Annotated in this window: 12 protein-coding genes and 1 tRNA gene; 10 read left to right on the top strand and 3 right to left on the bottom strand. The window is 60.1% G+C overall.

Features of this window, described 5'->3' with window-relative positions; all coding sequences use genetic code 11:
• Nucleotides 1-247: 247 nt before the first annotated feature.
• The 3 genes from C1719_RS10275 (at nt 248) to C1719_RS10260 (ending at nt 2674) form a co-directional block, all read left to right on the top strand.
• Nucleotides 248-1708 (top strand): helix-turn-helix transcriptional regulator, encoded by a 1461-nt coding sequence (locus C1719_RS10275; RefSeq protein WP_245874490.1) that lies wholly within the window; start codon nt 248-250, stop codon nt 1706-1708.
• Between the two features lie 271 nt (nt 1709-1979).
• Nucleotides 1980-2411: a hypothetical protein gene (locus C1719_RS10265; RefSeq protein ID WP_102375017.1), complete on the top strand. Its 432-nt coding sequence runs from the start codon at nt 1980-1982 to the stop codon at nt 2409-2411.
• 188 nt (nt 2412-2599) lie between these two features.
• Nucleotides 2600-2674, top strand: a tRNA-Glu gene (locus C1719_RS10260).
• A gap of 88 nt (nt 2675-2762) precedes the next feature.
• Here the strand turns inward: C1719_RS10260 and C1719_RS10255 are convergent.
• The 3 genes from C1719_RS10255 to C1719_RS10240 form a co-directional block, all read right to left on the bottom strand.
• Nucleotides 2763-3134 (bottom strand): hypothetical protein, encoded by a 372-nt coding sequence (locus tag C1719_RS10255; protein WP_102375016.1) that lies wholly within the window; start codon nt 3132-3134, stop codon nt 2763-2765.
• A gap of 613 nt (nt 3135-3747) precedes the next feature.
• Nucleotides 3748-4686 carry an EamA family transporter gene (locus tag C1719_RS10245; RefSeq protein WP_102375014.1) on the bottom strand — a complete coding sequence of 313 codons (939 nt, stop codon included), beginning with the start codon at nt 4684-4686 and terminating at the stop codon, nt 3748-3750.
• A gap of 371 nt (nt 4687-5057) precedes the next feature.
• A complete protein-coding gene (locus tag C1719_RS10240) occupies nt 5058-6122 on the bottom strand; it encodes a glycosyltransferase family 2 protein (protein ID WP_245874487.1) in 1065 nt (354 codons plus the stop codon).
• 214 nt (nt 6123-6336) lie between these two features.
• On the opposite strand from C1719_RS10240, the gene C1719_RS10235 reads away from it, so the two are divergent.
• From C1719_RS10235 to C1719_RS10205, 7 genes are all read left to right on the top strand, one after another.
• Nucleotides 6337-8979 carry a hybrid sensor histidine kinase/response regulator gene (locus C1719_RS10235; protein WP_219717847.1) on the top strand — a complete coding sequence of 881 codons (2643 nt, stop codon included), beginning with the start codon at nt 6337-6339 and terminating at the stop codon, nt 8977-8979.
• On the top strand, nt 8976-9371 hold the full coding sequence (locus C1719_RS10230; protein ID WP_102375013.1) for a GtrA family protein: 396 nt from the start codon (nt 8976-8978) through the stop codon (nt 9369-9371). Before C1719_RS10235 ends, C1719_RS10230 begins: the two co-directional genes overlap by 4 nt.
• A gap of 98 nt (nt 9372-9469) precedes the next feature.
• Nucleotides 9470-11557, top strand: a complete 2088-nt coding sequence (locus tag C1719_RS10225) for a DUF6541 family protein (protein WP_102375012.1) — start codon at nt 9470-9472, stop codon at nt 11555-11557.
• Between the two features lie 111 nt (nt 11558-11668).
• Nucleotides 11669-14098, top strand: coding sequence for a S8 family serine peptidase (locus C1719_RS10220; protein ID WP_102375011.1), 2430 nt, complete (start codon nt 11669-11671; stop codon nt 14096-14098).
• A gap of 93 nt (nt 14099-14191) precedes the next feature.
• On the top strand, nt 14192-15052 hold the full coding sequence (locus C1719_RS10215; protein WP_102375010.1) for a glycosyltransferase family 2 protein: 861 nt from the start codon (nt 14192-14194) through the stop codon (nt 15050-15052).
• Nucleotides 15053-15057: 5 nt separating this feature from the next.
• Nucleotides 15058-16410 carry a sugar phosphate nucleotidyltransferase gene (locus C1719_RS10210; RefSeq protein ID WP_102375009.1) on the top strand — a complete coding sequence of 451 codons (1353 nt, stop codon included), beginning with the start codon at nt 15058-15060 and terminating at the stop codon, nt 16408-16410.
• Nucleotides 16411-16564: 154 nt separating this feature from the next.
• Nucleotides 16565-18265 (top strand): cell wall-binding repeat-containing protein, encoded by a 1701-nt coding sequence (locus C1719_RS10205; RefSeq protein ID WP_180963559.1) that lies wholly within the window; start codon nt 16565-16567, stop codon nt 18263-18265.
• The last annotated feature ends 12 nt before the right edge of the window (nt 18266-18277 follow it).

Here is an 18277-nt window from a genome sequence, read left to right as displayed (position 1 = left end):
GGTGGTGATGTGCGGCGCCGTTGCGCCCTTGGGCAGAACTCTACGCGGATCGGGCAAAGCCGTCATTCGTCCGTTGGGAAAAATGGGGGATGATTTCGATAACCCCCTCGCATCACCCTATGATGAACAGGTAAAACAAGAGAATCTATGAGATTTGTACGCGGCGGGCGGTTGGTTCGCGCAGCGCTTTCCGATACAATGGCAGCGACGAGAGGACGGCTGAGGCGTTGATCGACGGGATGGGATCGTGACAGAGCAGAGAGCCGAGAGGCAAGATGTTGCAGAAGACGGGCCCGCACTCGCCCGGGGCGGGCTGATCGATCGGCTGCCCCACATACCGTTGTTCTTTCTCGGGCTCGGGGTGTATCGCGCTTGGATAGAGGTCGTGTTCGTGGGATCGTTCGTCGAGTTTCCCACGGCGCAGTACGCGGGTCACAACGTGTTCGACATAGCCATGATCGTCACTCTGTTCGCGTGCGCCTTCGCTTCGAAAAGGCTCGGGGCGTTCTTCAGCAGGCGATCGCTGCATTGGTGCGCCGGAGTGGCGCTCGTCGCTTCTACTCTCGGTGTTTTCTCATCGATGTACGCACCCGACCTCGCCCCCGTCGTTGCGACCCCTGCGGCTGTCCTCGGGGGATTCGGCATCGCGCTCGTCATCCTGTTCTGGTCCGAGCTGTACGGGTGCTTGAACCCCGTCAGGGTCGCCCTGTACTATTCCGCCTCGATCATCGTTGCGGCGGTCGTTCTGTACATCTGCAGGGGGTTTCTGTATCCGTGGCTGTTCGCTGCAGCCCTTTCGATGCCCCCCGTCTCGCTCGTGTGCCTGGCTTTGGGGTTCCGCTCACTGCCCGAAAGCGAGCTTCCCCGCGCCCTTGGGGGCAAATTCTCGTTTCCGTGGAAGCCCGTGCTTTTGATGGCCATCTATGCGTTTGCCTACGGGCTCAAGGAGTCCTCGATGTACGCGGGGCCCTTCGGCCCGCACTCGGCATTCGGAACCGTGGCGGTGGCGCTTGCGGTGTTTGCGGGCATCGTCGCACGCGGCGGCCGTTTCGATTTCGGGGCGATCTACCGCATTGCCTTGCCGCTTATGGTGGCGGCGTTTCTCGTGTTGCCGAGCCTCGGCTTCCTCAGTAACGCAGCAGCTGATTTTTGCGTAACCGCTTCTTACACGGCGTTTTCCATCCTTATCATGCTGATCCTTGCGAACATGAGCTATCGCTACGGGATATCGGCGATCTGGCTGTTCGGCATCGAGCGCGGCGTGCGCGCGCTGTTCAGCCTGCTCGGCAGAGAGACCGAGACGGCGTTGGGGTCGCTTGAGATCGCGGGCGTGTCTTCGGAATTCGTCCTCAACGCGATCGTGATCCTGCTTGTTGTGGCGCTTACGATGATCCTCTTCTCCGAAAAGGAGCTGTCGAGCAGATGGGGCGTGACCTTTCTCGGGGGCTTGGATGCCGAAGGCGATAGCGCCATCGTCAAGAAGCAGGAGCTTGCGAACCGCTGCCACGAGGCTGCCAAGCGATACCAGCTTTCGCAGCGCGAAGAGGAAGTTCTTTTGCTGCTTGCGCAGCGCAAGACGGTAGGCTCCATCGAAAAGGAACTTTTCATCGCGAACGGCACCGCCAAAACGCATATTCGCCATATCTATCGCAAGCTCGATATCCATTCGCGCGACGAACTCATAGAACTGCTCGGCTTGTACTCCTGACGACGTACGGATTCTTACGAAAAGGTGACGGGCGAAAAATCGCAGGTTCGCTGCCCTTGCGTGCAGCTAGACTACGTAATCGCAATGAACGGGGCGCGCCGCGTAAACTCGGGCTCGTGCATGCGGCGCGCGTTCGCGCTCGGTCGGATACGGGTGCGGTCGGATCGGCGGCTGCCTGCCAACGCCGTTTTGCCCGTACAGAGCGAAACCATGCTCGGCAACGATGGATTCGGCAACGCCGGCCGCCGCGACACGACTTTGAGAAGGCATCATGTTTCAGAAGTTCGGACAGAAGTTTCAGCAGTTTATGATCGGGCGTAACGGCCCGGACGACCTTTCGCGCTTTGCGCTGTTCGCGGCCTTCCTGTTCATGCTTGCGAGCGTGTTCGTGAGCGACGCAGCTGCGAGTCAGGTGCTCATCGTCATCGCCTTCGCCGGCATCGCCTACTGCTATTTTCGCGTGTTCTCGCGAAAAACGGGGAATCGCTACAAGGAAAACCGCATCTACGTTGGCGTTCGCACCAAGGTCACTGCGCCACTTCGCCACGGGTACGCGCGTTTCAAGGAATGGAAGGCCTACCACAAGACGCATCGCATCTATACGTGCAAGCAGTGCGGTCAGAGCCTGCGCGTTCCGAAGGGCAAGGGCACGGTGAGGGTGTCGTGCCCCAAGTGCAAAAACTCGTTTACCACCAAATCGTAAGGCGGCGTTTCTTTCTCGGGTCCCGTGCGCGCGGCTTCCGAGCAGGGCGGCTCCTTTCTGGCATTTCGGGAGATTTCGGGTCCCGTCCCCTGATTTTCTGAACTGCCGATATTTTCTCTTGCATTCCCGATGGGGCTTTGTAATAATGTTCAAGCTGCTTTTTCGGGATAGAAACCGAATGCGAGCACGTCCCCATAGTCTAGAGGTTAGGACGCGGCCCTTTCAAGGCTGAGACACGGGTTCGATTCCCGTTGGGGGCACCATCGAAATCTGCGGGCGCCTTCGGGCGCCCGTTCTGCTTTTCCGGGGCTTCGGGCGAGAGGTCCTCTCGTTCGACTCGCTGCTTTTAACCTAGGCCATCCTGCCGATGAGGAACCCGATGACCGTGCACAGCATGGCGAATGCTCCCGAGATGAGCACGAGCAGGTAGTCGCGTCTTTGCTGGCGGCGCAGTTCGCGTTCTCTGCGGGCTTTTTCCGTAAAGAAAGAGTAGCCGGCCGAGGTTATCGTCACAACGGGCTCGGTTGTGCCGTCGGGGGCGGTTTGAGGCATGAGGGCGAGGGCGCCCAGCGATACGAGTTCTCCTTGCAGCTGGTTATCGGGTCGGTAGGGGAATGCGCACCTGCGGCCTCGGCCCTCGGCTGTCGCGCTCTTGGCGCGCTCGAACTCGATGAGACGGATGAGCTCCATTTCCTGCTGTATGTTCAAATGGATCTGGGCCATGAGCGGTCGCATGCTCCTTTTCTGCTTCGTTTCGCTCGATGCGCGAATGCGCTCGCGTTGCCGTTTCGTTCATTGTGCCACAGCATGTCGCCAAGTTGTTTGCAATTTTACCGACCTGTCAGGTTGGTGCGGGGCGAGGTGATCCCGGCGTGGGGCAGCGATGGTTGAACGGAGGCCGGACGCCTGCTTTGCGATCGGCCGGCAACGCGCGTTTGCGAAAGGGCGGTCGTCGAGATCGCGGGTTCGCGGATGCAAGCGCGGATGCAAGTGCGGATGCGGCCTCTTCTAGGTGCGGGCGCAAACGCGGATGCGGCTTCTTTCGCCCGCGGCCTTCCTCGGAGAAAACCGCCTGAAAATGGCGGTCAAGCTAAGCTTCTGTCGAGAATTCGGGCCGAAACGGGCCTCTTCGCCGGCTTTCTTGGGGTTCTGGTTTTTGCGACCTGCGCAAACGCTGATTGAGATGCTCTTCGGACGCGACAAAGGTGGCAGAAGCTTGCCTTGACCGCCATTTCGGATGGCTTTTTTGAAATGGAAGATCATACTTGGCCGCGGTGAAGAGGGCTCTTTGGGGAAAATCGCGTTGCGGGCGGCGAGTGCATACGGCGCCGCGCGCTTATTTTGCGAGGCCGCCCTTTCGTTGCCGACCGGCTCCTTGCAACAGATTGGGCAGCTGCGAAATGACGACGCCGACGAGGATGACGACGACGCCCGCTGCCTGCAGCAGGCTGATGGGCTCTTGCAGGATGAATACCGAAATGAGTATCGCCGCAGGCAGTTCCGACGATGCCATGATGGTCGATATGCCTGCCGGCAGGTGGGGGGTTCCGATGCCGAAGAGGATGACCGGGGCGAACAGCCCGAAAAAGCCGAGCACGAGGCCGTATTTCCAGATTCCCGCTTGGATGGCACCCGAAACGAAGTAATCGGGGCAGGCGATGAGCGCGAGAATGGAGGCTCCGCAGCATACGATGAGCCCCCTTTGAATGGAAGGCATCGACGTTTCGATTTTGCCCGAAAGATAAACGAATGCGGCGCAGCTGATCGCCGAAAGGAGTCCGCATGCGATGCCGAGCGGATTCAGATCGGGATTCAAATCGGCTTCGAAAATGCCGCTTGCGAGGAAGGTTCCCCCGAGGATGGTAAGCGCGGCGGCGATTTCGGCGGGCTTCGGGGCTCGGCGCGTAGTTGCGATCTGGATGACCATGCCGATCCAGGTGAATTGGAACAAAAGCGTTATGGCGACCGATACGGGAAGCATCGTGAGCGAATAGTTGTACAGCAGGCAGGTCGTGCAGGTCGTCATGCCCAGACCGAGCAGCCGTATCACGCTGCGGGGCGTGAGCTTGACGCCTTTCTTGCCGAGAAGGGACCGCACGATAAACACCGCGGCGAAGATGAACAGGCCGAAGCACGCTTGGCTTGCGGCTGTTTGCGTCCAGGCGAACCCCTCGCGGTACGCGAACTTGACCGTCGTGGCCATGACGCCGTAGCTGGCTCCTGCCAGAAAGACGATGAGGGCGTATTTCAGGGGACTTGCACGCATGGCAGACATTCTACTGCACGTTTGCGCTTCGGCGCGAAAAAACTTGCCGCACCAAGCAATGTACGCTGCCGTGCGGGCATCGGCATGTCGACGCGAACGGCGGATGGCGGTTGGAAGCCCGTGTTTGACCGTACTGCTGTGAAACCAATAGTTATTGCGTACATCGAGTGCCTTTTGCCGCCGTGGAAAACGCACCCAAAAATTCATTTTCCTCGCTCTTGAAGGAGAAAGATAGACCTAACTTTTGACCTGCGGGTTTGATACCATCGATCCAGCGACGGCGGAAAAAACAGTGCGGAAGCGGACATCGGGAATCCAACCGCACCCGCCGCCGCATCGACGCGGCCGGCATGCGGCGAATCTGACAGCGCGGCTGCGCCCTAGCCCTTCCGCCGCCTCTTCTCCTCGTAGACCCTCGTCACCTCGAGCTCGTAGGCCTTGCGGTTGCCCTTGACCACCGTGTCGAGGATGAGCCCGCACGAGAAGCTCAGGAGCCCCGCGAACACGAAGGCCACGGCGAGCAGCGCCGAGGGCAGCTTGGGCACGAGGCCCGTCTGCGCGAACTCCACGATCACGGGCACCCCGAAGAACAGCCCGAGGGCGCACAGGGCGAGCGCCACCCACGAGAACAGCGCGAGCGGGCGGTAGTCCTTGAACAGCGAGGCGATGGTGAGCAGCACCTTCGTCCCGTCGGAGAAGGTGTCGAGCTTGCTCTCCGAGCCCTCGGGCCGGTCGCGGTAGGCCACGGGCACCTCCGCGATCCTCCAGCGCTTGTCGACCGCGTGGATGGAGAGCTCCGTCTCTATCTCGAAGGCGGGGGAGAGCACGGGCATCGTCTTGGCGAACGCGTAGTTGAAGGCGCGGTAGCCGGTCATGACGTCGGAGAACTCGAAGCCGTAGATCGCCTTGATGAGGCGGCGCACGAGGTCGTTGCCGAAGCCGTGGAAGGCCCGGTCGTTCTCCTCGCCGTAGGTGCCGTTGGAGAGCCGGTCGCCGACGGCCATGTCGGCCTCGTCGGCGACGAGGGGCGCGAGCAGCTCGCGGGCGGCCTCGGCGGGGTAGGTGTCGTCGCCGTCGACCATGACGTAGTAGTCGGCGTCCACGTCGCGCAGCATCTGGCGCACGACGTTGCCCTTGCCCTGGCGCGGCTCGCGCCTCACGACGGCCCCGCGCGCCCGCGCGATGTCCGCCGTGCCGTCGGAGGAGTTGTTGTCGTACACGTAGACGGTCGCCTCGGGCAGCTCGCGCCTGANCCTCACGACGGCCCCGCGCGCCCGCGCGATGTCCGCCGTGCCGTCGGAGGAGTTGTTGTCGTACACGTAGACGGTCGCCTCGGGCAGCTCGCGCCTGAAGTCGTCGACGACCTTGGCGATGGTGACCGCCTCGTTGTAGCACGGTATCAGGACCGCGATGCTGGGCTCGTCGGCTGCGGCGGTGTCTCTCACGTCTCTCCGTTCCCTTCCGTTCTCTTCCCCGGCGGGTTTTCAATGTGGTTTTATCGGAACCATTGTACACAAAACACTTTGCTTGCGAGTTCTCAACGGGCGTTTCGGCATGGAAACGGCCGCAAAATCAGAACTGGCAGGAAATAGGTCGCATGTTACAATATTTCGATTTCTAAGGCCGTGGGTGCGGCCCGACCGGCGATCGGGGTTGTGCATGGAAAAGACCATCAGACAAGAAGACAGGCGAAGGTTCGCGGCAGTCGCCGTGGTTTTGGCGGCGGCGTTCGCCCTCATCCTCGTGTTCACGACGATTACGGCGAACGGCGCAACCGACGAGACCATCGAAGAGATCAACGTCATGTACCTCGAGGAGCTGAACTCCCAGACGATCGCGTACTTCGATGCGGGAATGAGCAGCAGGACAAGCCAGATGGACACCATCGCCTCATCGCTTGCCCGCATGGATCTCGACGAAGCGTCGCTGAGAGAATACATCGTCGAACAGAAGGAAAACTGCGGATTCGAAACGTTTTACCTGGTGGATAATCAGGGAAGATGCTTTTCGGCCGACGGGTACCTCGAGGTCGATTACGATCGAAGCCGAATCGTCGAACTTGTGGGAGGCGGCCCTTCGGTGCTCGCGGCCTCCGATGTTCCCTTCGATGTATCCGACATCGTCTGCACCGATTCCATCGAGCCGGTGGAGTTCAACGGCACCGAACTCATAGGCGCCATCGCATCGTTCGATACGTCGGTGCTTGGCGAAGAGCTCGTCTTGGGCCGCAATGTCGGCAACTCGCACGCGAGCATCATTGCGGAGGACGGCACCTACATCCTCTATTCTCCCGCGAAATACCAGGCACCCGAAGACGATACCATCTTCGATCTTTTCGGCGAGCATGCGGTGCTCGGGGACGGGCGCACGCTCGACGACATACGCCGGGCGCTCGACGGTAAAACCGTGTTCGTCACGCAGCTCGTGTTCGATGGGATGCACGAGTACCTTTATCTGGCTCCCATACCGGGAACCGATTGGTTTCTGTACACCGCCGTTCCTTACAACGTCATAGACGAGCAGGTGAGTTCGCTCGGATCGACCCTTACGCGCAACGTTGCGTTGCTGACGATAGGCGTGCTGGCCGTGCTGGCCGTGACCGCCCTGTTCTCTTACATTCTTATGAGGGAGAACGAAAAGCGGCTGCGCGCCGAAAAAGACCGCGCCGAGAGGGCCTTCTCGCAGGCGCAGCATGCCAATATGGCGAAGAGCGATTTTCTGTCCCGCATGTCGCATGAGATCCGAACCCCCCTCAACGGCATCATAGGCATGACCGATATCGCCGCCCATCACCTCGACGATGGATCGAAGATCGGCGAATGCCTGCAGAAGATCACGCTCTCGTCGAACCATCTGCTGTCGCTCATCAACGATATCCTCGACATGTCGAAAATCGAAAGCGGCAAACTTGAGATCAAGCGAGAGCGGTTCGATTTCAAAAGGCTCGTGGAGTCCATCACGGCTGTTTTCCACGTGCAGGCGCGCGAGCGCGGCATCGAGTACGAGACGATCCTGCTCGGCGAGATCGACGAGGTGATCGTCGCCGATTCGCTGCGCATCAACCAGATCGTCTACAACCTCCTTTCGAATGCGCTGAAATTCACGCCCGAGGGCGGGCGCGTGCAGCTTCGCATAACGAAGGTCGACAAGTGCGACGAGAGGATGTGGATGCGCTTCGAGGTTGTCGATACGGGATGCGGCATCGCGTCCGAAAACCTCGAGAAAGTGTTTCGCTCGTTCGAACAGGAAACCGCCGATGTTTCCCGCAAGTACGGCGGTACGGGTCTCGGCCTGGCCATCACCAAGCGCCTGGCCGAAACCATGGGCGGGAATGTTCGCGTGGAAAGCGAGTGCGGGGTTGGGAGCACGTTTTCGGTCGAGCTTCCCTACATCCTTTCCGATGCACCCGATGCGATGATAGCCAGCTTCGGAAACGTGCGCGTGCTCGTGGTCGACGATGAGGAGGTGACGTGCGAGCATGTGACGATGATGCTCGGGAAGCTCGGCATAGAATCCGACTCGTCGACAAGCGGGGAGCGCGCGGTCGCCATGGCCGAGGAGGCCCAAAGGCAGGGAGAGCCGTACGGCGTGTGCTTCATCGACTGGAAGATGCCCGGCATCGACGGGATCGAAACCGCACGGCGCATCCGCGCCATCGAGGGCGGCGAGAAGGCTTCCGTTGTGCTGATCACCGCATACGACGTTGGGGAGGTCGAGGCGGCTGCCGAACGGGTGGGCGCTACCGAGGTCATAGGAAAGCCGCTGTTCGAATCTTCGATCATCGCGGCGCTCGAACATGTTCGCGACGATCGCGATGCCGGGCGGGGAAGCGATGCTGCGCCCGCCGATGCGGAAAGCCCGGTTGCCGCCGACGAGAGGCGGTATGATTTTACGGGCAAAACCATATTGGTCGTCGAAGACAACGAGCTCAATCTCGAAATCGCCGCCGAGCTCATGTCCATGACGGGAGCTGCGGTCGAAACGGCGAGAAACGGCCGTGAAGCGGTGGAGTCCTTCGCGGCGTCGGCGACGAACCGTTTCGACCTTGTTCTCATGGACGTTCAGATGCCGGTGATGGACGGATACGAGGCGACCCGGACGATCAGGGCCATGGACCGCCCCGATGCCGAAACGGTGCCGATTTTCGCGATGACGGCGAACGCGTTTGCCGAGGACGTCCGCGAAAGCCTGGCATGTGGAATGAATACCCATATCAGCAAACCCCTTGATATCCAGAGCGTTTATGACAAAATGAATGAGCTTTTCGGACGGACGGAAGGATCGGACAGCTCGGCACCATGAAAAGGCTTATCGCGCAGATTATGAAGTTCGGCGTGGTCGGGGTCATCGCATTTGTCATCGACTATGGCTTGCTGATATTTTTGACCGAGGTCTTCGGCATCGACTACCTCGTCAGCGCAACGATTTCGTTTACGGTTTCGGTGATCTTCAACTACCTGGCTTCGATGCGATACGTGTTCGCTCACAAGCAGGGGCTCAGCCGCCGCCGCGAGTTCGCGATCTTCGTCGTTTTATCGGTAATCGGTTTGGCCATCAACAACGTGTGCCTGTGGCTCGGCGTGGACATGTTCGGCGTGGACTACCGCATATCCAAGATAGTCGTGACCGCCATCGTGATGGTTTGGAACTTCGTGACGCGCAAGATTTTCCTTGATGCGGGCACCGATCAGTAGCGTACCCTGATACGCCGGCGTAGGTTTTTGGTATAGTATAGGGCTTCGTTGTGCGTGATCGATGGCGTGGCTGAGGGAGCTGCGGCGGTAGGGGTTGTATGTGGGATACATTCTTTTTGGCGGCTCTGGTGGGCTTTTTGTTTTTGTACGCCCCCGGGTATGCGGTGCTGCGGGCGTTTCGTCTGTCGCGCATCATCGCGGCTGTCTGCGCACCTCTCGTAACCGTCGTCGCCTATAGCCTGCTTGCCGCTGCATACGAGAAGATCGGCGTGTCGTGTTCGTGGGAAACGCTGGTTTTCCCGCTGCTCGGCTTCGGCGTCGCGCTGTTTGTGATTCTTCGGCTGGCCGTTCGCGTTCGGGAGATTCCCTTCGGCGCCGATCCTGCCGGATCGCACGCCGTTTCGACGCGCGATCGTTTGCGCGAGGCGCTTTTTCCGTGCTTGTACGCCGCTGTCGGCATAATCGTAACAAGCTGCATCTTCATCGGAACTTTCGACGACGCGTGTTCGTTCGTTCAGGAGTTCGATAACGTGCATCATCTCAACACGGTTCGCGCCTTCATCGATTCGGGGATCTGGTCTTCGCTGACAAGCACGCTTTACCCTGAAAACGTAACCGCATTCCAGCCCCCGTTTTCGGGATCGGCCTTCTATCCCTCGGCGTGGCATTGCATCGCTTCGCTGATAGTGGATGCGCTCGGCGTACCGGTGGCGCTCGGCGCCAACGCGGCGAACTTCCTCTTCTGCGCGCTTGTGTTTCCGCTCAATCTGTATCTGTTCATGAAGCGGCTGTTCTTCGGGAAGCAGGGGGTTTTGTTTTTCGGAGCCTTTGTTTCGCTTGCCTTCGTCGTGTTCCCCTGGAAGCTGCTTGCCTGGGGACCTTTGTTTCCGAATCTTGCGGCGTTTTCGCTTCTTCCCTCGATCCTGTTCTGCTTCGTGACGATCTTTACGCTTGGAATCGATAGGCGTTTGCGCATCGCCTCGGCGTGCCTGTTTGCAGTCGGCTTGGTCGGTCTGGCGTTCACGCAGCCCAACGCGGTATTCTCGGCGGGCGTCTTGCTGGTTCCCTTTTGCGTGGATAGGATCGTCTGCTGCTGCCGGCGCATCGCCCAACGAAGCGGCTCGGGCTGGGCGGTGCGCTGTGCGCTTCTTCTCGGTCTGTTCGTCGTTGGCGTTGCGGCGCTTTGGTTCGCGTTGTTCAACGCATCGTTCATGAGCGGGGTCGTGGCGTATTCTTGGCCGTCGTTTGCAAGCGTGCCCCAGGCGATTGCAAACGTCTTGCTGCTCTCGTCGCAGGAAACGGTTGCGCAGGCCGTGCTCGGCGCTTTCGTTGCGACGGGGTTCGTGTACGCTCTGACGGTTCGGGAGTATCGGTGGATTGCGGTTTCGTATGCGCTTGCAAGCGTGCTTTACGTGGTGACGGCTTCGTTCGACGGTCCGGTCAAACAGCTGCTCACAGGTTTTTGGTATACCGATGCGATGAGGCTCATGGCGAATATGACGATCGTGGCCGTGCCCTTGGCGAGCGCCGGTTTGTACGTGGTCGCGACGGCGATCGCGCGCGGGTTGAAAAAGGCTTTCGGGACATCGCGTGCGCGCAGGGCGGCTTCATGCGCCGTCGCCTGCATCGTCGCTGCGGCGTTCGTGGGCGTGAACTTCTATCCGGGCTACACTCAACCGGGACAGCAAGGTCCGACGTCGGCTTTCAGTTCGTCGAATAATTTTTTGAACGTCGCCTACAGCCTTTCGGGTCCGAAGATGTACGGCATCGAGGAGATCGCGTTTGTCGAGAAGGTGAAGAGCGCCGTGGAACCCGGAGCCCTGATTTTGAACGAGCCGAACGACGGATCGGTGTTTGCTTACGGGGCCAACAATGCAAACGTGTACTATCGCTACGTATCGGGATGGGATGGTCCGTCCGAATCCGAGGAGAGCAAGGTCATTCGACGCAGCCTCGATGTGGTCGCACTCGATCCGAACGTGGCGGATGCGGTTCGCGCGATAGGGGCGGAGTATCTGTTGCAGCTCGATCAGAACGGCAAGCACGACGGAAACCACTTTTTGTTTTCATACGAGGCGAACGATTGGTTCGGCATCGATCGCATCGACGACGATACGCCTGGGTTCGAGATCGTGTTGAGCGAGGGCGATATGCGGCTCTACCGGATACATCCGCTGTCCGAATGATGCTTCCCCGATCGCGCGGGGAGCAATACAATAGGTAATACGGCACAATGGTGCCGCCTCCGGCATTGGCCAGCAGCTGTATTGTCCGAACGAGCGGTGGGACGGTCTTTCATGCGCGGCATACGTTCTTTTGCATCATTCATCCTTGCGGCGACGCTCGCTTTCGGGCTCATGGTGCCCGTTTCGGGCGCATGGGCCGATGAGGCGGCGCCCGGCGATGCGGCTGGATCCGCTCATCTTGAGCAGGGTCTTTCCGATGAGGCCGCTCTGCTCGAGCGGATGGAAGGCGCCGGGGATTCGTCGGGCGAGCCTTCGGCCCCTTTCGTCGAGCTGCTGTCTGACGAGGAGATCGGCGAAATATCCGAGGATGGCGAGGGCAGCGAGTACGTCGAGGGGGAGGTGCTTGTCGTTCTCGATTCGGCTGGCGCTCCGGAAGAAGTCGAGGAAGGACTTGCCGATTCGGGCGTGACGCCCGTCGAACCTCTTGACGAGGCGTCGGTCGAAGGCAGGGACGTCGTTGCGGTTTCGGTTGCGGACGGCATGACGGTTGCCCAGAAGATAGACGAGCTCATGGAATCGGATGAAATCGCCCACGCTCAGCCGAACTATCTGTATGCGATGGACGACGAGTACATCCCCAACGATCCGGTGTTTCAGCAGACGAGGAACAACTGGTGGCATCTCGACGATATCGGCGCGTTTTCCGCCTGGAGCATCGCGAAAGCCGGCAAGACCGTTCGCGTTGCCACAATCGACAGCGGCGTGAAGATCGACCATCCCGACCTGGTAAACAACCTCGATCTCGGCAGCGCTTACAACACCGTGACCGAAGAGCGGGGAGCGTCGGCTGCGATCGACAAGTATGGGCATGGAACCCATGTGGCGGGGTTGATCGCCGCCGAGGCGAACAACGGAATCGGCGTGGCGGGCTCGTCGTTCAACGCGGAACTGGTGCCCGTCAACGTTCTCCATACGACGGGGCCGTATGCGGGCAAGAGCACGACGGCCGACTTCATCAAGGCGATGGACTACATCATCTCGCTCAACGAAAGCGATCCGAGCCGTGCGATACGCGTCGTCAACATCTCTATGGGGACGTACGGCTACGATCCGTTGCTCGGTGCGAGCATGTCGGTTGCCGAATCCCGCAATGTCGTCGTGGTCGGCGCGGGGGGCAACGAGGGGGACACATCGAAAGGGTCGCAGCCGTCGTATCCTGCTGATTTTTCGAGCGTCGTATCCGTGACGTGGTACAACGTGAACGGAGCGATCGATTACCGCTCCGACTACGGTGCGGGGAAGAACATCGCGGCCCCTGGCACGAACATATACAGCACGCTCTACACGAGCGCAACTCCCTACGGCATGAAATCGGGGTCTTCCATGGCCGCGCCGACCGTTTCTGGCGTTTGCGCGCTCATGTTGTCGGTCAACCCCCATCTTTCGGCTAGCGAAGTTAGGGACATCCTGTACGCGACCGCCGTCGATGCAGGTGCACCAGGATGGGACATGTATTACGGGGCGGGCAAGATCGACGCTTCGGCTGCCGTCATGAGCGCGCTCGGCGTGTCGCCAGAGCAACCGAAAACCCTGACGTCGACCGAGCTATCGGGAGCCGATCGCGTGGCTACGAGCGTCGCCATTGCGAGGGAAGAGTACCCGAGCGGCCCTGCGGGCGTCATCATCGTGCGATCTGACAATTTTCCCGACGCGCTGGCCGCGTCGTCGCTCGCCGGAGCATTGGGTTATCCCATAATCATGAGCGATTCGGCTTCGCTTTCCCCGGCTGTGTCGAATTATATGAAGAGCACTCCTTCCATCAGGCAGGCGGTGCTCATCGGAGATCGGAACTCGCTTTCGGCGCGCGTGCAATCCAGCGTGTCGGGCCTTGTCGCCTCGTGCGTTCGCATCGGGGGTGTGGACCGTTTCGATACCGCCGATCGCATTCGCGCTACGCTGTCGCAGCTGGGAGCGACGAGTTCGACGGCGATAGTCGCTCGCAGCGACAACTATCCCGATGCCCTTTCGATATCTCCTTACTGCGCCGCCTCCCGTTCGGGGTTGTTCCTCATCGCACCGAACGCGGCGCCGAGCGCTTCGATGGTTGCGGAGCTGTCGAGGTACGACCGCGTCGTTATCGTGGGAAGCGTTCATTCCGTTTCGGGCAAGGTTGAAAGCGCGTTGAGGGGCACTTCGACGGAGGTCGTCAGACTCGCCGGCGGCGTGAACAACGGATACTCGGACGATCGCTACGGCACGTCGGCGGCGATCGCGCGTTGGATCGTGTCGGGCGATTCGGGATACTACGCGTTTTCGTACGATAACGCCGCTTTTGCGACGGGATCGAAGTTTCCCGATGCTCTGGCGGGCGGACCGCTGTGCGCGGTGAAGCGCTCGGTGCTGCTCCTCGTCGATCCGAACGCGTATTCGGCGGTTGACGCCGCCGCGTCTTCGGGGCAGGTGAGTCATGTGTATTGGCTCGGATCCACCGAGACGCTCAGCGCATCGGTTCGCCAGGCGGTTTTGGACAGGCTCGCTTGAGGCGATTTTCCGAACGGACCGAGGGCTTTCTGTGTCGAAGAGGATAATGCGCTAGAATAGGCCGATGTTCGTTGTTTCGTCGAAGGGCAATGCATGTCGTTTCCGAAGGTAATCGTATCGATGACCTCGTATCCTGCGAGGTTCGAGGCAGCTGCAAAGGCGCTTGAGCCGCTGTTTCGGCAATCTGTCTCTCCCGATAGCGTTCAGCTGTGGCTTGCCGAGGACGAGGTTTCCTCGAAGAACGATCTTCCGGGGTCGCTTGCCGATCTCGAGCGGGTTGGCTTGGAGATCAAATGGTGCAAACGAAGCTTGAAGCCCCATAACAAGTACTTTTGGGCCATGCAGGAAAACCCCGACGATATCATCGTCACGATAGACGACGACATCGTCTACTCGCTTTCTCTGCTCCAGGATCTTCTCGAGGCCCACTACCGGCATCCCGGGGCGGTAATAGCCCGTCGGACCCATCTTGTAACTCGAAACGGCGAAGGCGCGATCGCGCCTTATCAGGATTGGGTGCTCGAACAGGCGGGCATCCGAGGCGTCCCTCGCCACGATCTCTTGGCAACCGGCGTCGGCGGCGTTTTGTATCCTCCCGGCATATTCGACGAGGATGTGTTCGGCGAGCAGGATGTCAGAGATACATCGCTTATGGCGGACGATCTGTGGCTTTTGATTCATGAGCTCAGGCTTGGCGTGCCTGTGGTCAGCACGGATGTGCATGCGGGCTTGACGTATGTGGATGGCACGCAGGAGGACGGCTTGTACCTTGAAAACCTCGTGAAAGGCCGCAACAACGAAATACTCGGAACGCTTTTCGAGCGGTACCCCGAATCGGAGAACCTGCTGCACCAAGCTATCTCGGAACGCGAATCCCAAACGGCTTCGGCGGTGGATGACCGCGAAGGCGCCGGCATTGCGCGGCGCGCGGCGCGCCGCCTGCTGGGGCGGTGACGCCGATGGCTACCGTCGTCCTTCTGTCCGGCGGATCGGGAACCCGTTTGTGGCCCCTGTCGAACGAAGCGCGCTCGAAGCAGTTCCTCAAGGTTCTGCGCGACAAGGAGGGCAACTCCCAATCGATGGTGCAAAGGGTCGTCTCCCAGATTCGCGCTGCAACGCCGAAGACGGAAATCCTCGTAGCTACGAGCGCTTCGCAGGTATCGTCGATCCAGGCTCAGGTGGAAGGCCAGTACGGCATAGCCGTGGAGCCGAGTCGCCGCGATACGGCTCCGGCGATCATGCTCGCCGGCTCGTTTCTCCATTCGGTCCGCGGCTTGTCCGATGACGAACCCGTTGTGGTGATGCCCATCGATTCGTATGTTGAGGATAGCTACTTCGAGCTTGTCGACACGCTGGTTGACGCGGTGCGGAAGAACGTTTCGGATATCGTGCTGCTCGGCGTGAAGCCAACGCGCCCCTCCGAGTCGTACGGCTACATAGTGCCCGATCCCCGAAGCTTTGCGGAAGCGGGAGCTGCGATGCGCGTGGCGTCGTTCAAGGAAAAGCCCTCGCGCGAGGATGCCGAACGGCTTATCTCCGAAGGCGCATTATGGAATTGCGGCGTCTTTGCGTTCAGGCTCGGCTACATCCGCGCCATCACCGCGCGCTACACCGAGGCGACATCGTATGACGATCTCGCTGCTTCGTACGGCGATCTTCCGAAGAGAAGCTTCGATTACGAGGTGGTCGAACAGGCCGATTCGGTGTCTGTTGTGAGCTACGACGGCATGTGGAAGGATCTCGGCACCTGGAATACCCTGGCCGAAGAGATGCGCGATTCCCAAGCGGGAAGGGTTGTCAGCAACGACATCCCGAACACCCACGTTATCAACGAACTGAACATACCGCTGGTCGCTTTGGGAATAGAGAACGCCGTGATCGTGGCAACGCCCGACGGGATACTGGTTTCGGACAAGGCGGCAAGTGCGAGCATGAAGCCCTACGTCGAGCACGCAGCCGAAGGCCGTGCCATGTACGAAGCGCGCAACTGGGGCGATTACCGCGTGCTCGATCACGCCGTGTACGGTTCGGGCGCCCGCTCTCTTACCAAGTATCTGAGGATTAGCGCGGGAAGCCAGATCAGCTACCAGCGCCACCGTCTTCGGGAAGAGATATGGACGGTGGTCGATGGTACCGGCGAGGTGGTTGTCGAGGGTGATGTTCGCCCCGTTCGCCAAGGCGATGCGGTGAGCATTCCTCGCGGCTCGCTGCACGGTATCAGGGCTTTGAGCGATCTACATATCATCGAGGTGCAGATCGGCTCTTCGCTGACGGAAGACGATATCGAGCGATTCGGGTTTTACTGGGATTGAGCGCGCCGAAGGCGAGCGTGTCCGAGCGGCCGCATGCGCTTGTCCGCTTTCCGAGGCGTCGGAAAAAGGGAATGTATTAGGTGGTTGTTCTCGCTTCGGTTAGTCATGCTATAATCCGATGCAAAACGCACCCGATCAAACACACGAGGCTGAAATGAACCGAAAACGCAAAAGCAGCTTCTTCGCAGCTGCATTATCCCTAACCGTCGCATTTACCCTGGTAGTCGGTATCCAGCCTGCGTGGGCTGTGGTCGAAGGCGACCAATCGCTTCTCTCCGACGAGGAGATTGCCGCCGCCATCGAAAGCGGTGATGTGGTATCGCCCGAAGACCAGGAGGCCGCATCGCGCTCGGCGGAGCCGCTCGCGGCGGTCGAGGGCGGCGCCATGAAGTCGTTTTCCGGTGCAAACCGCTATGAGACCGCCGCTCTTCAGGCAACTTACGGATGGCAGACGTCCGACTACGTCGTCATTGCCGGGGGAGAGGGCTGGCCCGATGCTCTGACGGCATCGAGTTTGGCGGGGGCACTCGACTGCCCCGTTCTGCTTGCGCCCAAAGCGGCTCTCGATTCGGGTACGGCCAACGTCCTTTCTTCGCTTCAGGTTAAAAATGCCATCATCGTCGGCGACGAGAACTCGGTGTCGAAGGCGGCTTCCGACGCCATTGAGGGGCTCGGCATCGCCGTCGAGCGGCTCGGCGGCGCCGATCGTTTCGAAACCCAGATGCTGATCTACGACTACGGTTTGGATCGCGGGTTCTGGAAGGGCGACTACGTTGTCGTTGCTTCGGGCGTGTCTCCCTCAGACGCGCTATCCGTCTCGCCGATCGCGTTTCGGTCGTGCGCCCCGGTGTTCCTGACCGATGCAGCCTGCTCGTTGAACGACAGCCAGCAGACGGCCCTTGCAGAGGCGGGCGCGCAGGGCGGATTCGGCTCGGCGCTCATCATGGGCGATACGAACCGCGTATCGAAGGCGGCTGAGAGCCTCGTCTCATCGGTTTCGGCGGGATCTGAGCGCTTTGCGGGAGCCGATCGCTACGATACGAGCGTTCGGGTTGCGAAATGGGGCGTGTCCGCGGGGGTTTTGGCGGGCTGGAACGGCGTTGCGTTCACGACGGGGCAAAAGCCGCTCGATGCGCTTGGCGGCGGCGCCCTGCAGGGTCGGGAGGCATCCCCGCTCGTTCTCGTCGATGACGGCTGGTGCGGCTATGCGATGCAGAACATGGGAGCGGTGAGCTCGGTCAAGGTGTTCGGCGACCGCTATTCGGTATCCGGATCGATCAGGATGGAAATAGCCGACAATGTGAGCGGCATGACCTATGCGGACATCCCCGGGCTCAAGGTGTACATCGATGCCGGCCATGGGTGGAATTCGAGCAACAACGGCGTGATGGATTACGGCGCAAGCGGCAACGGCCTGACCGAATGGTCGCTGACCGAGGATCTAGCCAAACGGGTCGGCGCGAAGCTCGAAAACGATTACGGCATGGATGTGTACGTAAACACCACGGGGGGCTGGTACAAGCTTCGCCAAACCGATGCCTACAACCGCGGGTGCGATCTGTTCATCTCCATTCACTTCAATGCAGCCGGCGGTTCGGGCACTGAGTCTTACATTCACACGTACAATGCGAATTGGAAATCAGCCGATTTACAGGCGAAGGTCCATCCTGCTCTCGTCAAGGCGATGGGCTTGAAGGATCGGGGGAAGATGCGTGCCGAGTTCGCCGTGTGCGGAGGCAAGCTGCCGGCGGTTCTGCTCGAGGTTTGCTTCATCGACAATGCAGGCGATATCGGCAAATACCAGGGAAGAAAAGATGCCGTTGCGTCGGGAATCGCCGCGGGCATCGCCGGTTAACGAATGTGTGGG

It is taken from the genome of Raoultibacter massiliensis, from assembly GCF_900199545.1.
Lineage (GTDB): Bacteria > Actinomycetota > Coriobacteriia > Coriobacteriales > Eggerthellaceae > Raoultibacter > Raoultibacter massiliensis.
This window is presented reverse-complemented; position numbering and strand designations above follow the sequence as displayed.